The organism is Brevibacterium epidermidis NBRC 14811, from assembly GCF_001570805.1.
In the GTDB taxonomy this organism is placed as follows: domain Bacteria; phylum Actinomycetota; class Actinomycetes; order Actinomycetales; family Brevibacteriaceae; genus Brevibacterium; species Brevibacterium epidermidis.
On the sequence record NZ_BCSJ01000018.1, the window covers coordinates 97,047 to 114,178 of the forward strand.

General features: G+C 66.6%; 16 protein-coding genes. 5 read left to right on the forward strand and 11 right to left on the reverse strand.

What is annotated here, in order from left to right; translation table 11 throughout:
- Positions 1-79 precede the first annotated feature (79 nt).
- From BEP01S_RS14955 to BEP01S_RS14975, 5 genes are all read right to left on the reverse strand, one after another.
- Complete coding sequence (locus tag BEP01S_RS14955; protein WP_244882281.1) at positions 80-712, reverse strand: type II secretion system F family protein; 633 nt, start codon at positions 710-712, stop codon at positions 80-82.
- Positions 673-1,368, reverse strand: coding sequence for a type II secretion system F family protein (locus BEP01S_RS14960; protein WP_039211356.1), 696 nt, complete (start codon positions 1,366-1,368; stop codon positions 673-675). The genes BEP01S_RS14955 and BEP01S_RS14960 overlap by 40 nt, the downstream gene beginning before the upstream one ends.
- Positions 1,365-2,537 (reverse strand): TadA family conjugal transfer-associated ATPase, encoded by a 1,173-nt coding sequence (locus BEP01S_RS14965; RefSeq protein WP_062244823.1) that lies wholly within the window; start codon positions 2,535-2,537, stop codon positions 1,365-1,367. The genes BEP01S_RS14960 and BEP01S_RS14965 overlap by 4 nt, the downstream gene beginning before the upstream one ends.
- Positions 2,534-3,541, reverse strand: a complete 1,008-nt coding sequence (gene ssd / locus BEP01S_RS14970) for a septum site-determining protein Ssd (RefSeq protein WP_062244825.1) — start codon at positions 3,539-3,541, stop codon at positions 2,534-2,536. The genes BEP01S_RS14965 and ssd overlap by 4 nt, the downstream gene beginning before the upstream one ends.
- Before the next feature lie 242 nt (positions 3,542-3,783).
- Positions 3,784-6,432, reverse strand: coding sequence for a hypothetical protein (locus BEP01S_RS14975; RefSeq protein WP_062244828.1), 2,649 nt, complete (start codon positions 6,430-6,432; stop codon positions 3,784-3,786).
- A gap of 336 nt (positions 6,433-6,768) precedes the next feature.
- Between BEP01S_RS14975 and acs the strand changes: the two genes are divergently transcribed.
- Positions 6,769-8,706, forward strand: coding sequence for an acetate--CoA ligase (gene acs, locus BEP01S_RS14980; protein WP_062244830.1), 1,938 nt, complete (start codon positions 6,769-6,771; stop codon positions 8,704-8,706).
- A gap of 179 nt (positions 8,707-8,885) precedes the next feature.
- Entirely contained in the window at positions 8,886-9,293 is a 408-nt protein-coding gene (locus BEP01S_RS14985; RefSeq protein ID WP_025778074.1) for a phage holin family protein, read from the forward strand.
- A 106-nt stretch (positions 9,294-9,399) separates the two neighbouring features.
- Here BEP01S_RS14985 and BEP01S_RS14990 read toward each other — a convergent pair whose 3' ends face one another.
- Complete coding sequence (locus BEP01S_RS14990; RefSeq protein WP_062244833.1) at positions 9,400-10,401, reverse strand: TetR/AcrR family transcriptional regulator; 1,002 nt, start codon at positions 10,399-10,401, stop codon at positions 9,400-9,402.
- Between the two features lie 109 nt (positions 10,402-10,510).
- Between BEP01S_RS14990 and BEP01S_RS14995 the strand changes: the two genes are divergently transcribed.
- Positions 10,511-11,470, forward strand: coding sequence for an ATP-binding cassette domain-containing protein (locus BEP01S_RS14995; RefSeq protein WP_083532758.1), 960 nt, complete (start codon positions 10,511-10,513; stop codon positions 11,468-11,470).
- A gap of 58 nt (positions 11,471-11,528) precedes the next feature.
- Positions 11,529-12,374 carry an ABC transporter permease gene (locus tag BEP01S_RS15000; RefSeq protein WP_062244836.1) on the forward strand — a complete coding sequence of 282 codons (846 nt, stop codon included), beginning with the start codon at positions 11,529-11,531 and terminating at the stop codon, positions 12,372-12,374.
- A 28-nt stretch (positions 12,375-12,402) separates the two neighbouring features.
- Here BEP01S_RS15000 and BEP01S_RS15005 read toward each other — a convergent pair whose 3' ends face one another.
- Both BEP01S_RS15005 and nth read right to left on the reverse strand, forming a co-directional pair.
- Positions 12,403-13,134, reverse strand: a complete 732-nt coding sequence (locus BEP01S_RS15005) for an NUDIX hydrolase (protein WP_062244839.1) — start codon at positions 13,132-13,134, stop codon at positions 12,403-12,405.
- Positions 13,131-13,907 (reverse strand): endonuclease III, encoded by a 777-nt coding sequence (gene nth / locus BEP01S_RS15010; RefSeq protein WP_062244842.1) that lies wholly within the window; start codon positions 13,905-13,907, stop codon positions 13,131-13,133. Before nth ends, BEP01S_RS15005 begins: the two co-directional genes overlap by 4 nt.
- Before the next feature lie 231 nt (positions 13,908-14,138).
- On the opposite strand from nth, the gene BEP01S_RS15015 reads away from it, so the two are divergent.
- Positions 14,139-14,816 (forward strand): Crp/Fnr family transcriptional regulator, encoded by a 678-nt coding sequence (locus tag BEP01S_RS15015; RefSeq protein ID WP_039211346.1) that lies wholly within the window; start codon positions 14,139-14,141, stop codon positions 14,814-14,816.
- Positions 14,817-14,923: 107 nt separating this feature from the next.
- Here the strand turns inward: BEP01S_RS15015 and BEP01S_RS15020 are convergent, their stop codons facing one another.
- The 3 genes from BEP01S_RS15020 to BEP01S_RS15030 are packed head-to-tail and all read right to left on the reverse strand — an operon-like array spanning position 14,924 to position 17,119.
- Positions 14,924-15,688 carry an MBL fold metallo-hydrolase gene (locus BEP01S_RS15020; RefSeq protein WP_062244846.1) on the reverse strand — a complete coding sequence of 255 codons (765 nt, stop codon included), beginning with the start codon at positions 15,686-15,688 and terminating at the stop codon, positions 14,924-14,926.
- The gene (locus BEP01S_RS15025; protein ID WP_062244850.1) at positions 15,685-16,656 is read right to left on the reverse strand and encodes an NUDIX hydrolase; all 972 of its coding nucleotides are present in this window, start codon (positions 16,654-16,656) and stop codon (positions 15,685-15,687) included. The genes BEP01S_RS15020 and BEP01S_RS15025 overlap by 4 nt, the downstream gene beginning before the upstream one ends.
- Complete coding sequence (locus BEP01S_RS15030; RefSeq protein WP_062244853.1) at positions 16,646-17,119, reverse strand: RidA family protein; 474 nt, start codon at positions 17,117-17,119, stop codon at positions 16,646-16,648. The genes BEP01S_RS15025 and BEP01S_RS15030 overlap by 11 nt, the downstream gene beginning before the upstream one ends.
- Positions 17,120-17,132 lie beyond the last annotated feature (13 nt).

Genomic DNA, 17,132 nt, shown 5'->3' on the forward strand with positions numbered 1-17,132 from the left:
TATCGGTCGAGCCTGAAAACCAGGTCACCGCCGCTTCCGGGCCGGGTGAAAACCGCCGCGTGCCGCGGTCGCGCACACCTCAGAAGAACACGGTCGTGAGGTCGGAGAGCAGCGAGATCACGACCGGCACGACCGAGAGCAGCAGGAACGCCGGCAGAATGCACACACCCAAGGGCAGCACCAGCTGCACTCCCAATGAGGCGGCGGCCTCCTGCCGACGACGGCGGGAGGAGGCTCGCAGCTCCTCGGCCACGGACTCGATGAGAGGTGCCGGGCCGACACCCGTGTGTTCGGAGAACTCGAAGACCTCGAGCACCGGCAGCAGCCGGTCGTCGTCGGCGAGTCTGCGTCCCCCGATCGTCATCGCACGCGCGATCCTCTGCAGACCCGATCGGTCGTCGGTCGCCTCGGCGGTCAGGGTCAGCGCCACGGGAATCGGCAGGCCCGAGGTCAGGCAGATCGCCACGAGGTCAAGGTCGAACGCCAACTGATCATCGGCCACCGCCCGCTCTGTGCCCGATCCGGCCGTTCCCGCCTCCGGTGCGGCCGCCTCGGTGTCGGTGGGATCGGTCCTGCTCTCGCCGAGGAGGCTCTGCAGTCTCCCGCGGGTCGTTCCCGACCACAGCAGCACGCCGAGCCCGACACAGACACCGATGAGCAGGGGAATCATGGTCACCTCTGCGCCCGCAGCATCATCGTCCGCATCCACCATCGGCCGGCCCCATACAGAAGGAGGCCGGCCCCGATGCTCAGCTGTCCCGGCAGCCCGCTGATGAGCTCCAGAGGACGGACGCCGATGAGCAGGCCGAGTCCGACGCCGATGAGCGGCAGCCAGCTGAGCACCCGCACCGTCGACCTCGGTCCGGCCATGGCGATGCGGCGTTCGCGTTCGGCATCGAGTGCGTCTCTCTGAGCTGCCGCATAGCGGAGGATCATCTCCGCGGCGGGGGCTCCGGAGCGTTCGGACACCGTCCACACGGCGGCCATTCCGGACAGCACATGAGCGGCGGTTTCAGACAAGGCGCTGCTGCGGGTGGCGATGGCGCGTCCGGGTTCCTCACCCAACGAGATCGCGCGTGAGATCGGGGCCAATGCGTCATTGTGCCGACTCAGTGTGGTCATCACCGCCTGCGGAGTCATCCCCACCTTGAGCAGGTGGGCGCAGTTCTCGACGGCGGCGATCGCCCACAGCCGTTCGGCCTGATCATCGGCGGTGTGGCCGCCTCGGCGAAAGAAGGCACGCACTCCTTTCCGCGCCGGTTCGCCGCCTTCGCCGCGGTGGAGGAGCTCCCGCAGTCTCGACCCCGGATCCGGGGGTGCGGCGAGGATGATCCCGGCCGCGATGAGGACGGCGGTGAGAACGATCATCGGGCGGATTTCTGTTCGAGCACGGCTTCGAACCGAGCCAGGGCACGTCGATTGACGGTGCCCGTCGTCGATGGTGACGGGCGGCCCCACACCGGTTCCATGACGACTCCCTCGGCTCCGGTCCTCGTCGGGATCGCCAGTTCCGTGATTCCCCGTTCGGAACCGGTGCGACGCAGATGGATGACGAGGTCGATTGCAGTGGAGAACTGCGAATACACGGCGTCCGGGCTCATCTGCGCCAGCGCACCGAGCGCGGCCACCCGGCTCGGCACAGCCTCGGCGGTGTTCGCGTGGATCGTCGCGCACCCACCCTCATGACCGGTGTTGAGCGCGGTGAGCATGTCCCGGACCTCGGCGCCGCGGCACTCCCCGACGACGAGGCGGTCGGGCCGCATCCGCAGGGCGTTGCGAACGAGGTCGGTCAGGGTCACTTCGCCGCCGCCTTCGACATTGGCCTGGCGGGCGGCGAGTTGGACGGTGTGGGGGTGGGTGACGATGAGTTCGCGGGAGTCCTCGACGATGACGATGCGCTGGATCGTCTCCACCAGGGACAGCAGAGCGCCGAGGAGGACAGTCTTTCCCGTGCCCGTCCCGCCGGAGATGAGGATGTTCGCCCGGGAGGTGACCGCCTCGGCGATGAGGGGGCTGATCTCGTCGGGGACGAACCCTTCGGCGCAGAGCTGGGAAAAGGGGAATCCGGCCCGTTTGGGCACGCGGAAGCTGATCGTCGTCGTCTCCCCGGAGATCGGTGGGACGATCGCGTTCATCCGCACCCCGTCGGGCAGGCGCACATCGACATAGGGACTCGAATCGTCGAGGCGGCGTCCGCCGAGGGCTGCCAACCGCACCGCCAAGGACCGCACGTCCTCCTCGGACCCGAGCGTGAGGTCGAGCAGCCGGGGTCCGTCACCGGTGTCGGCGAAGATCTCTCGCGGTCCGTTGACGAACACGTCCGTGGTGCCGGGCACCTCGAGCACGGATTGCAGGGGCCCGGCTCCGGACAGCTGCGCGGACAGCCGGGTGACGAGTTCGAGCAGGGCGGAGGAACCGAGCACGCGTCCGGTGCGTTGGACCGCCTCGGCGACGGCGGACGTGGTCACCGGTCCCGGGTTGTCGAGCAGCGTTTTGCGGACGTCGGCGACCAGGGAGGCGTCGAGCCATTCGCTCATTCCACCCACTCCCCCAGCAATCGGTCGACGAGGCGGCCGAGGTGCGCTCCGCCCGGAATTCCCTCGCCGCGATCGACGGCGGCGGACAGGCCCCGATCATCACGGATGCTTCCGGCCAGGCTCAGACCGATGGAGTCGGCGAGGAGGTCGGCGTCGAGTCCGCCGGCCCCGGTTTCGCGGACCACGAGGCGCACGTCCGGGTGAGCCTGGGAGAGGCGTTTGGCCACTTGGGAGGAGGCGACGGCAGATCGCACCCGGGCCGGGGAGACGAGGAGGACATGATGGCAGCGCCTGGTCCATTGGGGCGGGGCATGGCGGGGAAGGTCGACGATGACGAGGTCGAAGGCCTGACCGGCCGCGGCGAGGAAGTCGTCGAAGACGTCCGGGTCGAGGTCGACGGTGTCGTCCCGACCCCAGGACAGCAGAGCGAGTCCGTCGTGGCGGGGCAGCGCATCGGCCAAGGTGGAGGGGCGCAGCTGTCCGCGGGAGGCGCTGAGGTCGGTCCACCTGGGCCCGGGCACCGCTTCGGCGCCGAGGACGAGGTCGACTCCACCACCGAGTGGGTCGGCGTCGACGAGGACGGTGCTGTAGTCGGCTCCGGCCCGTCGGGCGAGTGCGCATGCGAGCACGGAGGCTCCCGCTCCTCCGCAGCCGGCAACGACGCCGACCGTGGTTCCGGGTGCGCTCGGCGGTTCGACAGCCGCGATCATCCGCCCGCTCAGCCATTCCGCTGCGGCGGGCAGCATGGCGAGCTGGTCGACGCCGAGGTGGGCTGCTCTCGCCCAGGTCGAGGAGGGTTCGTCATCGTCGAGGACGACGAGGATCTTGTCCGCCTTGTCGGTGGCTGGGGCCTCGCGGACGTCTTCGCCGAGGAGGATGAGCGACGCGGACTGCCAGCCTCCGGAGTCGGGAGGCAGGACGGTCAGTGAGATGCCGATGCTTTCGGCGACTCGGGCGCATTCTTCGGTGATCGCACCGAGGTCGGTGATGAGGGCTACCTGCATGCACCGAGCCTGGACTCGGCCGGCGGACGAAGGCCAGACCGGAGCACTGTCCTGTGGAGGGAACGGCGAAGGGGCGCCTCCTGTGAGTTTGAGTCACAGGAGGCGCCCCTTGTTATGGTCTGCAGCCTCAGTCCAGGCCAGCCACGGTGGACCGGCCTGTCGGTGACCTCACCTGGTGCCGGTGGCACCGAGTCGACCGAGGCCTGTCCACAGCATTGACGTGCGAGTGGCTGCCAGCCGAATCAGCCGCGCTGGATTCCTTCGATGTTGCGCAGGAGACCCGTGGTGCTGCCGTCGGAGTCGCGGACCTTGAACCAGGATCCGTTGTCCTCGAGGCTGAGGTACCAGTCGCCGGGGTAGATCGTGAACACCGGCATTCCGGTGGTCTCGTCCACAGCTTCGCGCGGCTCGGGGACGGCGAACCAGAACGCTTGGATGATGGGGCGTCCACCGTCCTGGTTCTCGGCCTGACCATTGTTCTGATCGGCGTTCCGACCGTCGCTCTGAGCATCGCCGGACCGGTTCTGACCGGCATCGGCGGGCACCGGCTGGCTGTCGACGGCCGTCTGCGCCATGGTCTCCTCGTTCGACCTGTCCGAACGCGCGTCGGTCTCGGGACGGTTGGCATAGTCGGCGACGGGAACGTACTGAGTCGGCTCTTCGCTTTCGGGAGCGGTCGTCCGCTCCCCACCGGTCGCCGGCTCCATCACAGCGGTCGCCTGCTCATCGTCATCCGCGGTTGCCTTGTCATCGGCCGTGGGCTTGTCGTCGGCCACGACCTTGTCCTCGGCCGGGGTGCTGACGACGGTGGCTTCGGTGGAGCGGACGTTCGCATCGTCGTCCGGACCCTGTGCCGTGGCCTCGTTGTTCGCTGCCGAGGATTCCGCTGGCGAAGCGTTCGAGGCCGCATCTGCCGAAGTCGCGTCCGCAGATGCGTCACCTGCCGACGCCTGATCGGCGTCGGTCGAAGCCCCATCGGCATCGGTCGAGGACTGTGCAGCCGAGGCCGCACCGGCAACGTTCGCGCCTTCGGCGGCGTTCGGGCTTTCTGCGGCGTTCGTGTCCGAGGTCTTTGAGTTGACCTTGGAGACGAGGTCGCTGCTCTCCGCCGGTGACACCACCGTCGGGGCTTCGTCTTCCCTCACCGAGGCGGCCGCGGACTTGTCCGCAGACGTTTCCTCGTTCACTTCGTCCTGCGGAGCAGTCGACGTTGGGTCGGTCGGTTCTGCACCGGTCTCCGATTCGGGAGCGGCGTGGCGGCCCCGGCGACGTTCGGAGTCCGAATGCACAGCAGCGACACCGGCCACACCGGCACCGATCACTCCGGCGCCCGCGGCAGCGGCCACGGCACCCGAATGTGACGAGTCGTCCGACTCTGAGGGCTGGGCATCGGCTCCCGCAGACTGGTTATCGGTCGTGGTCGGCTGATCGCCGCTCGCACTGGGCTGGCCGTCGGTCGCATCTGCCTGCGGCTGGCCGGCGCCCACACCGAATGCCTGAGTCGGTTCGCTCTGCGAATGCTGCGGGGCCTCCGAATCGTGACGGCCCAGGTAGGTCTGGCCGTCACCGGTGCTGTGCACCGGTCCGTCAGCGGCGTCGTGGTCCGAGGTCGCGCCTGCGGATGTGGGTGCGGCGCCCGCGGCCGATGCGCCGGCAGCGGGGGCGGCGAAGGAGCTGGCCGAACGCTCGGCTTCCTGATCCTGCGGCGGAGCATAGGGGCTGGGCTGAGCCTCCTGGTCGGAGGGCTGACCGAACTGCTCGGACGGCTGAGCCGGCTGTTCGGGAGCGGCGAACTGGTCCTGCTGTCCCGGAGCTCCGTACTGAGCGGACTGTCCGTACTGGTCGGCACCCGGCTGGCCCGACTGTGCAGGCTGACCCGACTGTCCCGACCCAACGAACTGGTCCTGCTGTCCGGGCGCACCGAACTGAGCCGGCTGTCCGGGTCCTTCCTGACCCGGCCCCGCAGGAACCGCGCCATAGGGTGCGAATCCGGGCGCACCGGCGCCAGGGCCGGCAGCACCGGGCACATTGGCCACCGGTGCCGGATGCTGGGTGTGCTTGGCGACGGGGCGAGCCTTCGGATGGGTTTCGATGTCCTCGCGGCCGGCGAATTCTTTGGCGAAGAACGGCAGCATCGTGAACACACCGGCGAAGAACGCAATGAGCGCAGCAAAGAACGTCAGGTACGAGCCCACATGCCAGTAGACCGCCGAGGTGAGCAGGTCGATGAACACATAGGTGAAGGCGATCGCCGAGAGTACGGAGATGAACTGGTCGAGGCTGAGGGATCCGACCCGCAGCCGACTGTTGCCCAGTTTGTTGACGAGCACAGCCGCCACGATGAGCAGGATCGTGAGCACCCCGAACACGAGCGCGCCCATGTCCGCGACATTCCAATGCCACAGGGTCGTCGTCTCGCGTCCGAAGCCGTAGCTGTAGCCGCGGTAGGGCACGAACAGGGCGATGAAGGCGAGCAGACCGGCAAAAAGGAGGAAGAGGTCGCGCAGAGTCAGCGGTCCGAGGATTCCCGGGCCGGTCTTCTGCTTCGGCGCAGGTGCCTGACCGAACTGCCCCTGCCCCGGAGCTGAACCATACGGTCCCGGTGCCGAGCCGTATTGCCCTGGGGCAGAACCGTAAGGCCCGGGTCCCGACCCGTACTGGGCCGGAGCCGAACCATAGGGTCCCTGCGCGGCGGGCTGACGCGGTGCCGATCCGTAGGGTCCCGGTGCGGAACCGTAGGCCGGCCCGGGCGCCGAGCCGAACTGTCCCGGTCCCGAACCGTAGGCCGGCGGCTGACCGCCGGGCTGCTGCGCGTTCTGGCCAGGGTACTGCGGGGGCTGATCCTGCCACGGCTGTGGCCCGGACCCGGTTGGATGCTGCGGCGAACTCATCGCTGACTCCAGTCGATCTCGGGGAAAGGTAACTGTGTTTCCGTGTCCGCGCGGGACAGATCCCGACAGACTCTGACCCCATCCTTGCAGAACACAGGCCTCCTGTGCACTCATATGCCCATTCTCAGGCACGTCGATAACTCCTCATTCTCCCGCCGAGGCGGCCCTTCGGTCTCCCCAAGACCGCCGAAACCATGTGAGCCATACCACAGTAACTGTGCAGCGGCTACCCCCGATTTCCCCGCTCATCGAGTGAAACTGCCCTCCACTGCCCTCGAGCACAGGTATACAGTGCAACTAGAATTTTCGATCCACCAAGGAAGTCGGAGGGAAAGCATGACCGAAACCGCTGCCGAGCAGACCGAGACGTTTGCCCCGCCTGAGCAGTTCGCCGCGAACGCCAACGTCAAGGCAGACGAATACGAACGCGCCGAGGCAGACTATCTGAGCTTCTGGGCTGAGCAGTCCCGTGAGCTCGTCGATTGGCACGAAGACTTCGGCGAGGTCCTCGATTGGACCAACCCGCCCTTCGCCAAATGGTTCGTCGGCGGCAAGCTCAACATCGCCTATAACTGCCTCGACCGTCATGTCCTCGCCGGCAACGGCGACCGGGTGGCCATCAACTTCGAAGGCGAACCCGGCGACTCGCGCAGCTTCACCTATGCCGAACTCCTCGCCGAGGTGTCGAAGGCGGCGAACACGCTGACCGATCTCGGCGTCAAGAGCGGAGACCGAGTCGCCATCTACCTGCCGATGATCCCCGAAGCCGTGATCTCGATGCTCGCATGTGCCCGCCTCGGTGCGGCACATTCCGTCGTCTTCGGCGGATTCTCCGCCGATGCTCTGCACTCGCGCATCATCGACGCCGAAGCCCGCGTCGTCATCACCGCCGACGGCAGCTACCGTCGCGCCAAGCCCACGAGCCTCAAGCCCGCCGTCGATGAAGCGATCTCCCAGGGAGACACCCCGGTTGAGCACGTCCTCGTCGTCAAGCGCACCGGTCAGGACGTCGACTGGGTCGAGGGCCGCGACCAGTGGTGGGAGGATTCCGTCGGCCAGGCCAGCGACGAACACGAATGCGAGTTCTTCGACTCGGAGCACCCGCTGTTCATCCTCTACACCTCCGGTACGACAGGGAAGCCCAAGGGCATCCTCCACACCACCGGCGGCTACCTGACCCAGGTGCTGTACTCGATGAAGGCCGTCTTCGACATCAAACCCGAAACGGATGTCTTCTGGTGCACCGCCGACGTCGGTTGGGTCACCGGTCACTCCTATGTCACCTATGGCCCGCTGGCCGCCGGCACGACTCAGATCATCTACGAAGGCACCCCCGACACCCCGCATCAGGGCCGTTGGTGGGAGATCATCGAGAAGTACAAGGCCACGATCCTCTATGCCGCCCCGACTGCGATCCGCACATGCATGAAGTGGGGCGAGGAGATCCCCGCGAAGTACGACCTGTCCAGCCTGCGCCTGCTCGGCAGCGTCGGCGAACCGATCAACCCCGAGGCCTGGCGCTGGTACCACCGCGTCATCGGCGGTGAGCGCTGCCCGATCGTCGACACCTGGTGGCAGACCGAGACCGGGGCCCACATGATCGCTCCCCTGCCCGGCGTCCTGTCGACCAAGCCCGGTTCGTCCCAGCGTCCGATCCCCGGCATCTCCGTCGACGTCGTCGATGATTCGGGCGAGAACCCGGCGGGCCCCGAAGGCGGACTGCTCGTCATCCGCCGCCCGTGGCCGTCGATGCTGCGCGGAATCTGGAAAGACCCGGAGCGCTTCAAGGAGACCTACTGGTCACGGTTCGAAAACACGTACTTCGCCGGCGACGGCGCCCGCCGCGATGAGGACGGGGACATCTGGTTCCTCGGTCGAGTGGACGACGTGATGAACGTGTCCGGTCACCGCCTGTCCACCGCGGAGATCGAATCCTCGCTCGTCGCCCATTCCAAGGTCGCCGAGGCGGCCGTGGTCGGCGCTGCCGACGACACATCGGGTCAGGCCGTCATTGCGTTCGTCATCGTCGTAGGCGGCGTCGAGGATTCTCCTGAGACCGCCGAAGAGCTGCGTCAGCATGTGGGCAAGGACATCGGCCCCATCGCGAAGCCGAAGAAGGTCCACATCGTCACGGACCTGCCCAAGACACGCTCCGGCAAGATCATGCGCCGTCTGCTCAAGGACGTCGCCGAGAACCGGGAGGTCGGCAATACGTCGACCCTCGCCGACGCCTCGGTGATGGACCAGATCGAGAAGTCCGTCGCAGGAGCCTGAGCCTCTCGCCCTGAGGCCGGACTCGGTTGACCCGTCGGTGACAGACGACCCTGCCGCATAGCGGCCGTCGTCGGGATCCGACGGGTTTTCCCGATTCCCCGCCGATTCGCCTTTGGCCGAAGGGCGCGTTCAGACTACTCTTAAGTTAGATTGTCCTCGTTCTCGATTTAGGAGCTCTCATGGCCGAACGGTCCATCAGCGAACTGATCAAAGGCATCAGCGACGATTCCAAGGCGATCGCCGAAGAAGAGATTGCCCTTGCCAAGGCCGAAGCCACTGCCGGTGCGAAGAACCTGGGCATCGGTGCGGGACTGGCCGTCGTCGCGCTCTTCCTGCTCTTCCTGTCCTCGTTCATGGTGATCTTCGCCGGTGCGGCCGCATTCCATGAGGGTCTGGGCTGGCCGTGGTGGGGAAGCTTCCTCATCGTCTTCGGCATCCTCGCCGTCATCGCGATCATCCTCGTGCTTGTCGCCCTCCCGCTGTTCAAGAAGGGCAACCCGGTACCCGGCACCGCGATCGGCTCGGCCAAATCGCTCGTGGCCTCGGTCAAGCGTGCGGTGAAGAACCCCTCGGGACCCCGTTACTGAACCACTACTGACAGGACCCGCTCGGTCCTCGACAGCGAGACAATGAAGCGGCGCCGGACATCGTGTCCGGCGCCGCTTGTCACTTTCTCACTCGGCGCATTCGCAGTCAGCGCCGCTTCGCCACCCGCTCCTTGGCTTCACGTCGCACCTGACGTTCCCGCTTGCGCGCTTCGGCCAGCACCTTCTGCGCCTGCCTGACGGCTTTCTGGGCCTCTCGCAGCTTCTTATCGGCGATGACATCGGGGTCATCATCAGCGATCGTGGCCTTCCCATCAGCCGCTTCCCCGGCAGCGTCGCCGGAGGAGTCGGCCGGGGCTGTCGCGCCCGAGCCGTCCGCCGTCCCGGATTCGGCGCCGCTCCGCCTGCGCTCGACCCCGTCGATGAAGGCCTCCACTCCGTCGAAGCCGCGTTCGAGTCCGAAGTCGAAGGGATCGGACTCCGAGGTGAAGACCCCCGCATCGATCGCCCTTCTGAGGAACGGATATCCATCCTCGGTGATGACCGCGTCGAAGAGCCGCTGCTCCCGGGACGCCACCTCGGCGGCATCCAAGCCGGTCGTTCGACTCTGCTCCTCATAGCCTGCGGCGATCATTCCCTTCCAGCGGGCGACACCGGTGACGAGCAGGGAGACGGCGATCCGCTCCTCTTCCGACAGACCGGTATCCGAGAGCGCCTCGAGGCCGGCCTCCAGCCACGCCGAGCTGTTCGGGGTGATCGGGCTGCCGGTGATCGGCATCGACAGCAGCCAGGGCTGTCGGACATAGATCAGTGACTGGGCCTGGTAGAGCTCGCTGAGGCGAGCCCTCCAACTGAGAACTTCCCCGTCCGCCTCCGGCGGCAGACCGGTCGCCTCCTCCTGCATGAGCAGGAGCAGATCGTCCTTCGAGCTCACGTATCGATAGAGCGACATCGGCGTGTACCCGAGGCGCTTTGCGACCGCGGACATCGACACCGCCTGGATGCCGTCGCTGTCAGCGATCTCGATGGCGGCGTCGACGATCTTCTCGACGCTCATCTCCCGCTTCGGTCCTCGCTGCGGTGTCGCCGCGACTCCCCACGCCAGCGCGATTCCGCTGGGGAGCTGCTCGATCGTGTCGTCAGAACTCATGTCGCCATCTTATATTGTGTATGCCATATATTGCGTGTTAGTGTCATATACAGTTTCTGACGTATACAGAAACCTGCTCGGTGATTCCGACCTGTGAGAGGACCCCATCATGACCACCGACGGCTCCATCAGCACCGCTTCTCATCCAACCGCTCCATTGCCGCTCCCGGCGGAGGGCACCGCCACGGATGACACCCGAACTGCCGCCATCTCGTTCACTGGCGTGGGCAAGCGCTTCGGTGCGAAGTCCGTCCTCGACGGGCTCGACTTCCATGTCCGCAGGGGCGAAGTCTTCGCCCTCCTCGGCTCCAACGGCACAGGAAAGACCACCTGCATCAATATCCTCACCACCCTCGTCCGCCCGGACACCGGATCGGTTCGGGTCATGGATGTCGATGTGTGCGAATCACCCGCCGAGGCGAAACGTCGCTTCGCAGTCACCGGTCAGTCTGCGGCCGTCGACGCCCACCTCACGGCCGAGGAGAATCTCGTCCTCCTCGGCCGCCTCTCCGGACTGAGCCGTCGCGCCGCGAAGGCGAGAAGCCGGGAGCTGGCCGAGAAGCTCAGTCTCACAGCCTTCTTGTCCGCTCGGGTCGCCGCGCTCTCCGGCGGCATGCGTCGCCGCCTCGACCTGGCGCTCAGTCTGGTCGTCCCGGTCGAGGTGCTCATTCTCGATGAACCCACCACCGGTCTGGACACCCGCTCCCGGCAGGAGCTGTGGAACGAGGTCGGCGAGCTCTCCCGAGGCGGCGCGACGGTGTTCCTCACCACGCAGTACCTCGACGAAGCCGATGCCCTGGCCGATCGGATCGGGTTGCTCGACAGCGGACGCATGGCGGGCCTGGGCACACCGGCAGAGCTCAAGGCACGCATCGGCGAAGACACCGTGTCCATCCGCGGAAGCGACGGGACCCAGCTGGATGAGATTCCCACAGACGGCACCGTCGACGGCCTCGCCTCGGCGATCGAGCCGTGGGTCGGTCGATCGTCCCGGGCCTCAGTGTCCCTGCACAGTCCCAGCCTCGATGATGTCTTCCTCGCCTTCACCTCGGCCGACAAGCCTCACTGACCACCCGCACCTCTGCCCGCGCCGCCGTGCATCATCACCGTCCAGAGAGGACACCGCAATGTCACACAGTCACCCGACCACCACGTCCGCGACAGCAGCAGCACCGAACGCAGCCGACCTCCCCCGCCGGACGACCCGGACACGCCCTCACGGATTCTCCGCCGATGCGACCTTCATCGGCAGAAGCCTGCGTCACGCTGTTCGAGACGTCGAATCACTGCTCATGGCCGTCGCTCTGCCGGTCATGCTCATGCTCATGTTCACCTTCGTCTTCGGCGGCGCCCTCGATCCCGATGGCGGATACGTCGACTACGTCGTCCCAGGAATCGTCCTCACCTGCGCCGGCTTCGGTGCCGCTTCGACTTCGCTCTCGGTGGCCTCGGATATGACCTCCGGGTTCGTCGACCGGCTGCGGACGATGCCCGTGCGAGCGTCTGCTGTCATCACCGGCCACGTTGTGGCGAGCCTTGCAAGGAATCTGTTCGCGACCTCCGTCGTCCTCCTCGTCGCCGTCGCCATCGGGTTCCGACCCTCCGCAGGAGTCGGAGAGTGGCTGGCGACCATCGGACTCGTCGCTCTCTACATTCTGGCGATCACGTATCTCTTCGCCGCCATCGGCCTCGCCGCAAAATCTCCCGAATCCGCAAACGGGTACGGTTTCATCCTCCTCTTCCTCCCCTACGTCTCCAGCGCATTCGTGCCCGTCGAGACCATGCCGAGGTGGTTGGAGGTGTTCGCCGACAACCAGCCGATCACTCCGATCATCGACGCCCTGCGAGCATTGCTCATCGGCACCGATATGGGCGCCTCACTCTATCTCGCCGTCGGCTGGTGTCTGCTCATTCTCGCCGTGACAGCGGTATGGGCCGCAGTGCTGTTCAACGCGAAGGCCGGACGTCGCTGAATAGCTGCGGACGCCTCGGTGATCGAGTTCAGAAGTCGATCGCGATAGGAGCGTTCTCGTCCCATTCGCGGGCCCAGCCGAGGTGGTCGAGGGCGAAGTCGAGGATGCCGGCGGTGAAGCCCCAGACCTTGAGGACTCCGACGTCGAAGGCCGGGGTCGAGAACTTCAGATCGGGGCGCGCAAAGGTGCCGCGATTGGCAGGGGCGACGAGGTCGGCGATGGCCACCCGATAGACGGAGTAGGACTCCCGCTGATCCATCACCTGCACGCGGCCCGGCTGACGCCAGTAGCCGACCACCGGCGTCACCTCGAACTTCGAGACCGGGATGTAGAGCGGGTCCATCTCACCGAGCACTTCGACGGTCTCCGGGGAGATTCCCGCTTCCTCCTCCGCTTCACGCAGCGCCGCGGCCGCCATGGAATGGTCTTCGGGATCACGGCCGCCTCCGGGGAAGGCGACCTGACCGGGATGGTGACGCAGGGTCGCAGCCCTTTGGAGCAGCACGATGTCGACATCGGCGACACCGATTTCGGCCAGGCGTGATGCCTCTGAGCGCCCCGCCTCGGTGCGCGCTTCTCCCCCACGTCCGAAGAGCATGAGCACGGCGGCGTCACGAGCGGCATCCTTTGCCGAATCCTTCTGCCGGCGCAGCCACAGCGGGGACCCGTGCGAGGTGGCGAAGTCTTCGAGCTGACCGCGCAGGACACCATCGGCGATCGTCGCCGATTCGGGTGGAATGTCGGGGATTTCGGTGCTCACTGTCCGTCCTCGGAGGCGGCCTCCTCGGCGGGGGTGGCCAAGGGCGCCATTTCGAAACGGAGCATGGCGCGGGCCTTCTCCGGGTCGAGCTCCCCGATGCCGAACGAAGGGCACAGCGCACTCAGCGGGCAGGCGCCGCAGGCGGGCTTGCGGGAATGGCAGATGCGCCGGCCGTGGAAGATCACCCGATGCGAGAGCATGGTGAGGTCCCTCTTCGGGAACAGCGCCGCGATCTCGTGTTCGGCCTTGACCGGATCGGTCTCCTCCGTCCAACCGAAGCGGCGGGCCAGCCGGCCCATATGGGTGTCAACGGTCAGCCCCGGGGTGTCGAAGGCGTTGCCGAGGACGACGTTCGCGGTCTTGCGCCCGACTCCGGCGAGCTTGACGAGCTTGTCGAGCTTGTTCGGCACCTCGCCGTCGTACTCGTCGACGAGTTCGTTCGCGAGTTTGACGATGTTGCGGGCCTTCGCCCGGTAGAACCCGGTGGAGCGGATGTGCTCCTCGACCTCGACGAGGTTGGCCACGGCCAGGGCGTGGGCGTCGGGGAAGGCGGCGAAGAGGCTCGGGGTCACCGAATTGACGCGGATATCGGTGGTCTGAGCGGAGAGGACGGTGGCGATGAGCAGCTGGAACGGGGTCTCGAAATCGAGTTCGCATTTCGCGTTCGGGTACACCTCGGCGAGGACGCGATGGATCTTGCGGGCCCGGCGTGTCCGGCCCAGCGGGGTCTCCTTCGCGAATTTCCGCGCGCTCTTCTCTGCCACAGTCAACACGACTCACCATCCTAATCCGTGCCCTGTCATTCCGCAGTCATGCCGGTCACACCCTCGAATCGTGCTCATGCGCCCGGAACTGGCCGTCTGCGGGAATGGTGTGGGCGGGAGTAGTGTCGGGCGACGCGGAAGGCGTTTTCATACTGATGGGCCACACTCCCGCGTCTTTGCTGGTATCGATGCAGATGACCAGGTAGATTTATGTGTGATTATCACGACAAGGAGGAACCAGTGGATATTGAAGTGGTGCGGGGCGCGACGCTCTTCGCAGGTCTGGACGATGAAGCCACCAGTGCATTGATGAAGTTCATGAACCCGCGGAGCCTCCGTCGGGGAACCGTGCTCTTCCATGAGGGCGATGCCGGTGACGAGCTCTACATCGTCTCCTCGGGCAAGCTCAAGATCGGCCGCGAGTCCTCCGATGGCCGCGAGAACCTGCTGTCCGTGGTCGGCCCCGGCGAGATCATCGGTGAGCTCAGCCTCTTCGATCCGGGCCCACGTTCGACCTCCGTCACCGCTGTGTCCCAGTCCGAGCTGCTCAGCCTCAAGCACGACGACCTCACCACCTGGCTCAATGAGCGCCCGCAGGCCGCAATGAACCTGCTCAAAGCTCTCGCCCAGCGTCTGCGCCGGACGAACGAGACCGTCGGCGACCTCGTCTTCTCCGACGTGCCCGGCCGCGTCGCCAAGGCGCTGCTCGACCTGGCCGCCCGCTTCTCGAAGCCGGCTCCCGACGGTGTGCTCGTCGCTCACGACCTCACCCAGGAAGAGCTGGCTCAGCTCGTCGGTGCTTCCCGTGAGACCGTGAACAAGGCACTGGCCGACTTCGCCGCCCGCGGCTTCATCCGCCTCGAAGCTCGCTCCGTCGTCATCCTCGACATGGACCGTATGCGCAACCGCGCCCGCTGACCCTCCCAGCGACGTCCGGCCGCTGTGGCCGGGTGAATCGCCGCGATGCAAGGACGCCCCAGCCGATTCGGCTGGGGCGTCCTTCACGTTCGGGCGGCGAGCCTCGTTCAGGCATCGTCGGCGGGCAGGGCGTCGAGATAGGCCAGCTGCGCCTTGACGATCTGTTCGGCCGCCGGTCGCACGCTCGGGTCGACGTCGTGGTAGACGATGTCACAGACCTCCGAGGCGGTGCTCGCTCCCTGTTCGAGTGCCGCTTTGACCTGTTCGATGCGTTCGAGCCGGTGTGAGCGGTAGTAGTCGATCACCTCGGCGGGAGCGTCGATCCGCTCACCGTGGGCCGGTTCGATGATCGCGAACTCGCCGTCGTCGAGCAGTTCCCGCAACCGGTCGAGGGAGTTCAGGTAGTCGCGCAGCGAGCCTTCCGGATGGGTGACGATCGTCGTCCCCTCTCCCAGGATCGTGTCGCCGCTGTAGAGGGCTCCGGCGTGGATGAGGCTGATGCTGTCGCTCGTGTGTCCGGGGGTGGCGACGACGCGCAGCACGTCGGCCGGGGTGGAGCCGAAGGCGATCTCGTCGCCGTCGGCCACCGGGTCGGTATGGCGGGCGAATCGCCCGAGCACGGCGTAGACGGGCACCTCGGGGGCCCACTGTTCGATGCTTCCGAGCATCTCGGAATGGTCGGCGTGCTGGTGAGTGAGCACGATGGCCGTCAGATCACGGTCGGCCACCTCGGCGAGGAAGGCCTGCCGGTGTTCGGCCATCTCCGGGCCGGGGTCGATGAGGACCGCAGAGGTGTCATCCTGGCTGGTGAGCACGTAGGTGTTCGTTCCGGTCAGGGTCATCGGGCCGGGATTGTTCGCACGGATTCTCATGAGTCGTCGTTCTCCTCGTCTGTCGTTTCCTCATCATCGTCACCGCTGAAGGACAGAAAACCGGGGTTCTGGTCGTTGTCGGTCTCGCCGACGGCCACGGCCCGGTCGCGCAGGCTGCCCTTGCTGTGGGGGTCCTTGCCCGTGTGGATGACGACCTTCCAATCACCGTCGTCGATGATCTCCGGACGCAGCGGGTGGACGTTGCGGATCTGCGCCATGGCCGCGCCCACGGTCGGAACCTCGGTGAGGCTTTCGACGATGATGCGGGCGGCCGCGCCGATGCGGTCGGGGTCCCCTCCCACCTCGGCGAGGACTTGGCCGGGACGTTTCCACCCGGCGGAGGTCTCGTTCGGTGACAGGAAGTCGACGTCCTGGCCGAAGGGCACGGTGGCGATGAAGTAGGTGGTGTCGAACCTGTGCAGCTGGGTGGGGGTGTTGATCCAGCGCAGCCACGGTTTGCACAGGTCGGGGCGCAGCCGCAGATCTCGGTCGCGCAGGACCTGCGACCAGGTCACTTCGTTCGAGAACAGCCGCGATCGGGTGGTGCGCCAGTCCGTCTGCGGTGCGGCCACGATCTCCCGGTCGACATCCTCGGCGAGCAGAATTCCGGTGGCCGCGAAGGTGATGCGGGCGGCCGCGGAGAAGTGGTGGAGGGCGCGGGATTTGTTCTCGATGCTCAGCGCACGTGCGCACCGGGCCGAATTCCATCCGGCCAGAGGCAGCTTCCGCACATCGCCCGGGCGCAGGCTGCTGGTGGGGAATGCCCACCGATTGCGGTCCTCGACGCCGCGGGCGTCGAGCTGCCGGGTGATGAAGAGTTCCAGCCCGTCCGCGGAGTCCCGGATCAGCACGATCGCCGAGGTGGGGCGCGGGGCCTCCGGGACGGGCCACCGTCCGTCGGACTGCCAGTGGTCAAGCAGCCACCGCAGTTCCGACGAAACGGGAAGAGTACGTCCGCTAAGCGGCATCGCCTGAGACCTCGACGATGACCTCGACCTCGACGGGGGTGCCCAGGGGCAGAGTGTTCACACCGACCGCGCTGCGGGCGTGCTGCCCACGGTCTCCGAAGATCTCACCGTAGAGCTCGGACACGCCGTTGATGACGGCCGGCTGCTGGGTGAAGTCGTCGGCGGAGTTGACGAAACCGGTGACCTTGACGACGCGCACGATCTTGTCGAGATCGCCGATGACTCCGGCGATGGCGGCCAGAGCGTTGAGCCCGGCGGTGCGTGCCAGCTGGTAACCGGTGTCGAGGTCGACGTCCGTGCCCAGGTGACCGGTCGCAGGCAGCTTGCCGTCGACGACGGGCAGCTGGCCCGAGGTATAGACGTAATTGCCGGTGCGCAGGGCGGGGACGTAGGCGCCGGCTGGTGTGGCGATCTCCGGCAGTTCGAGGCCGAGTTCGTTCAGGCGCTCAAGGGTCTTCGACATTGTTCTTCTTTCG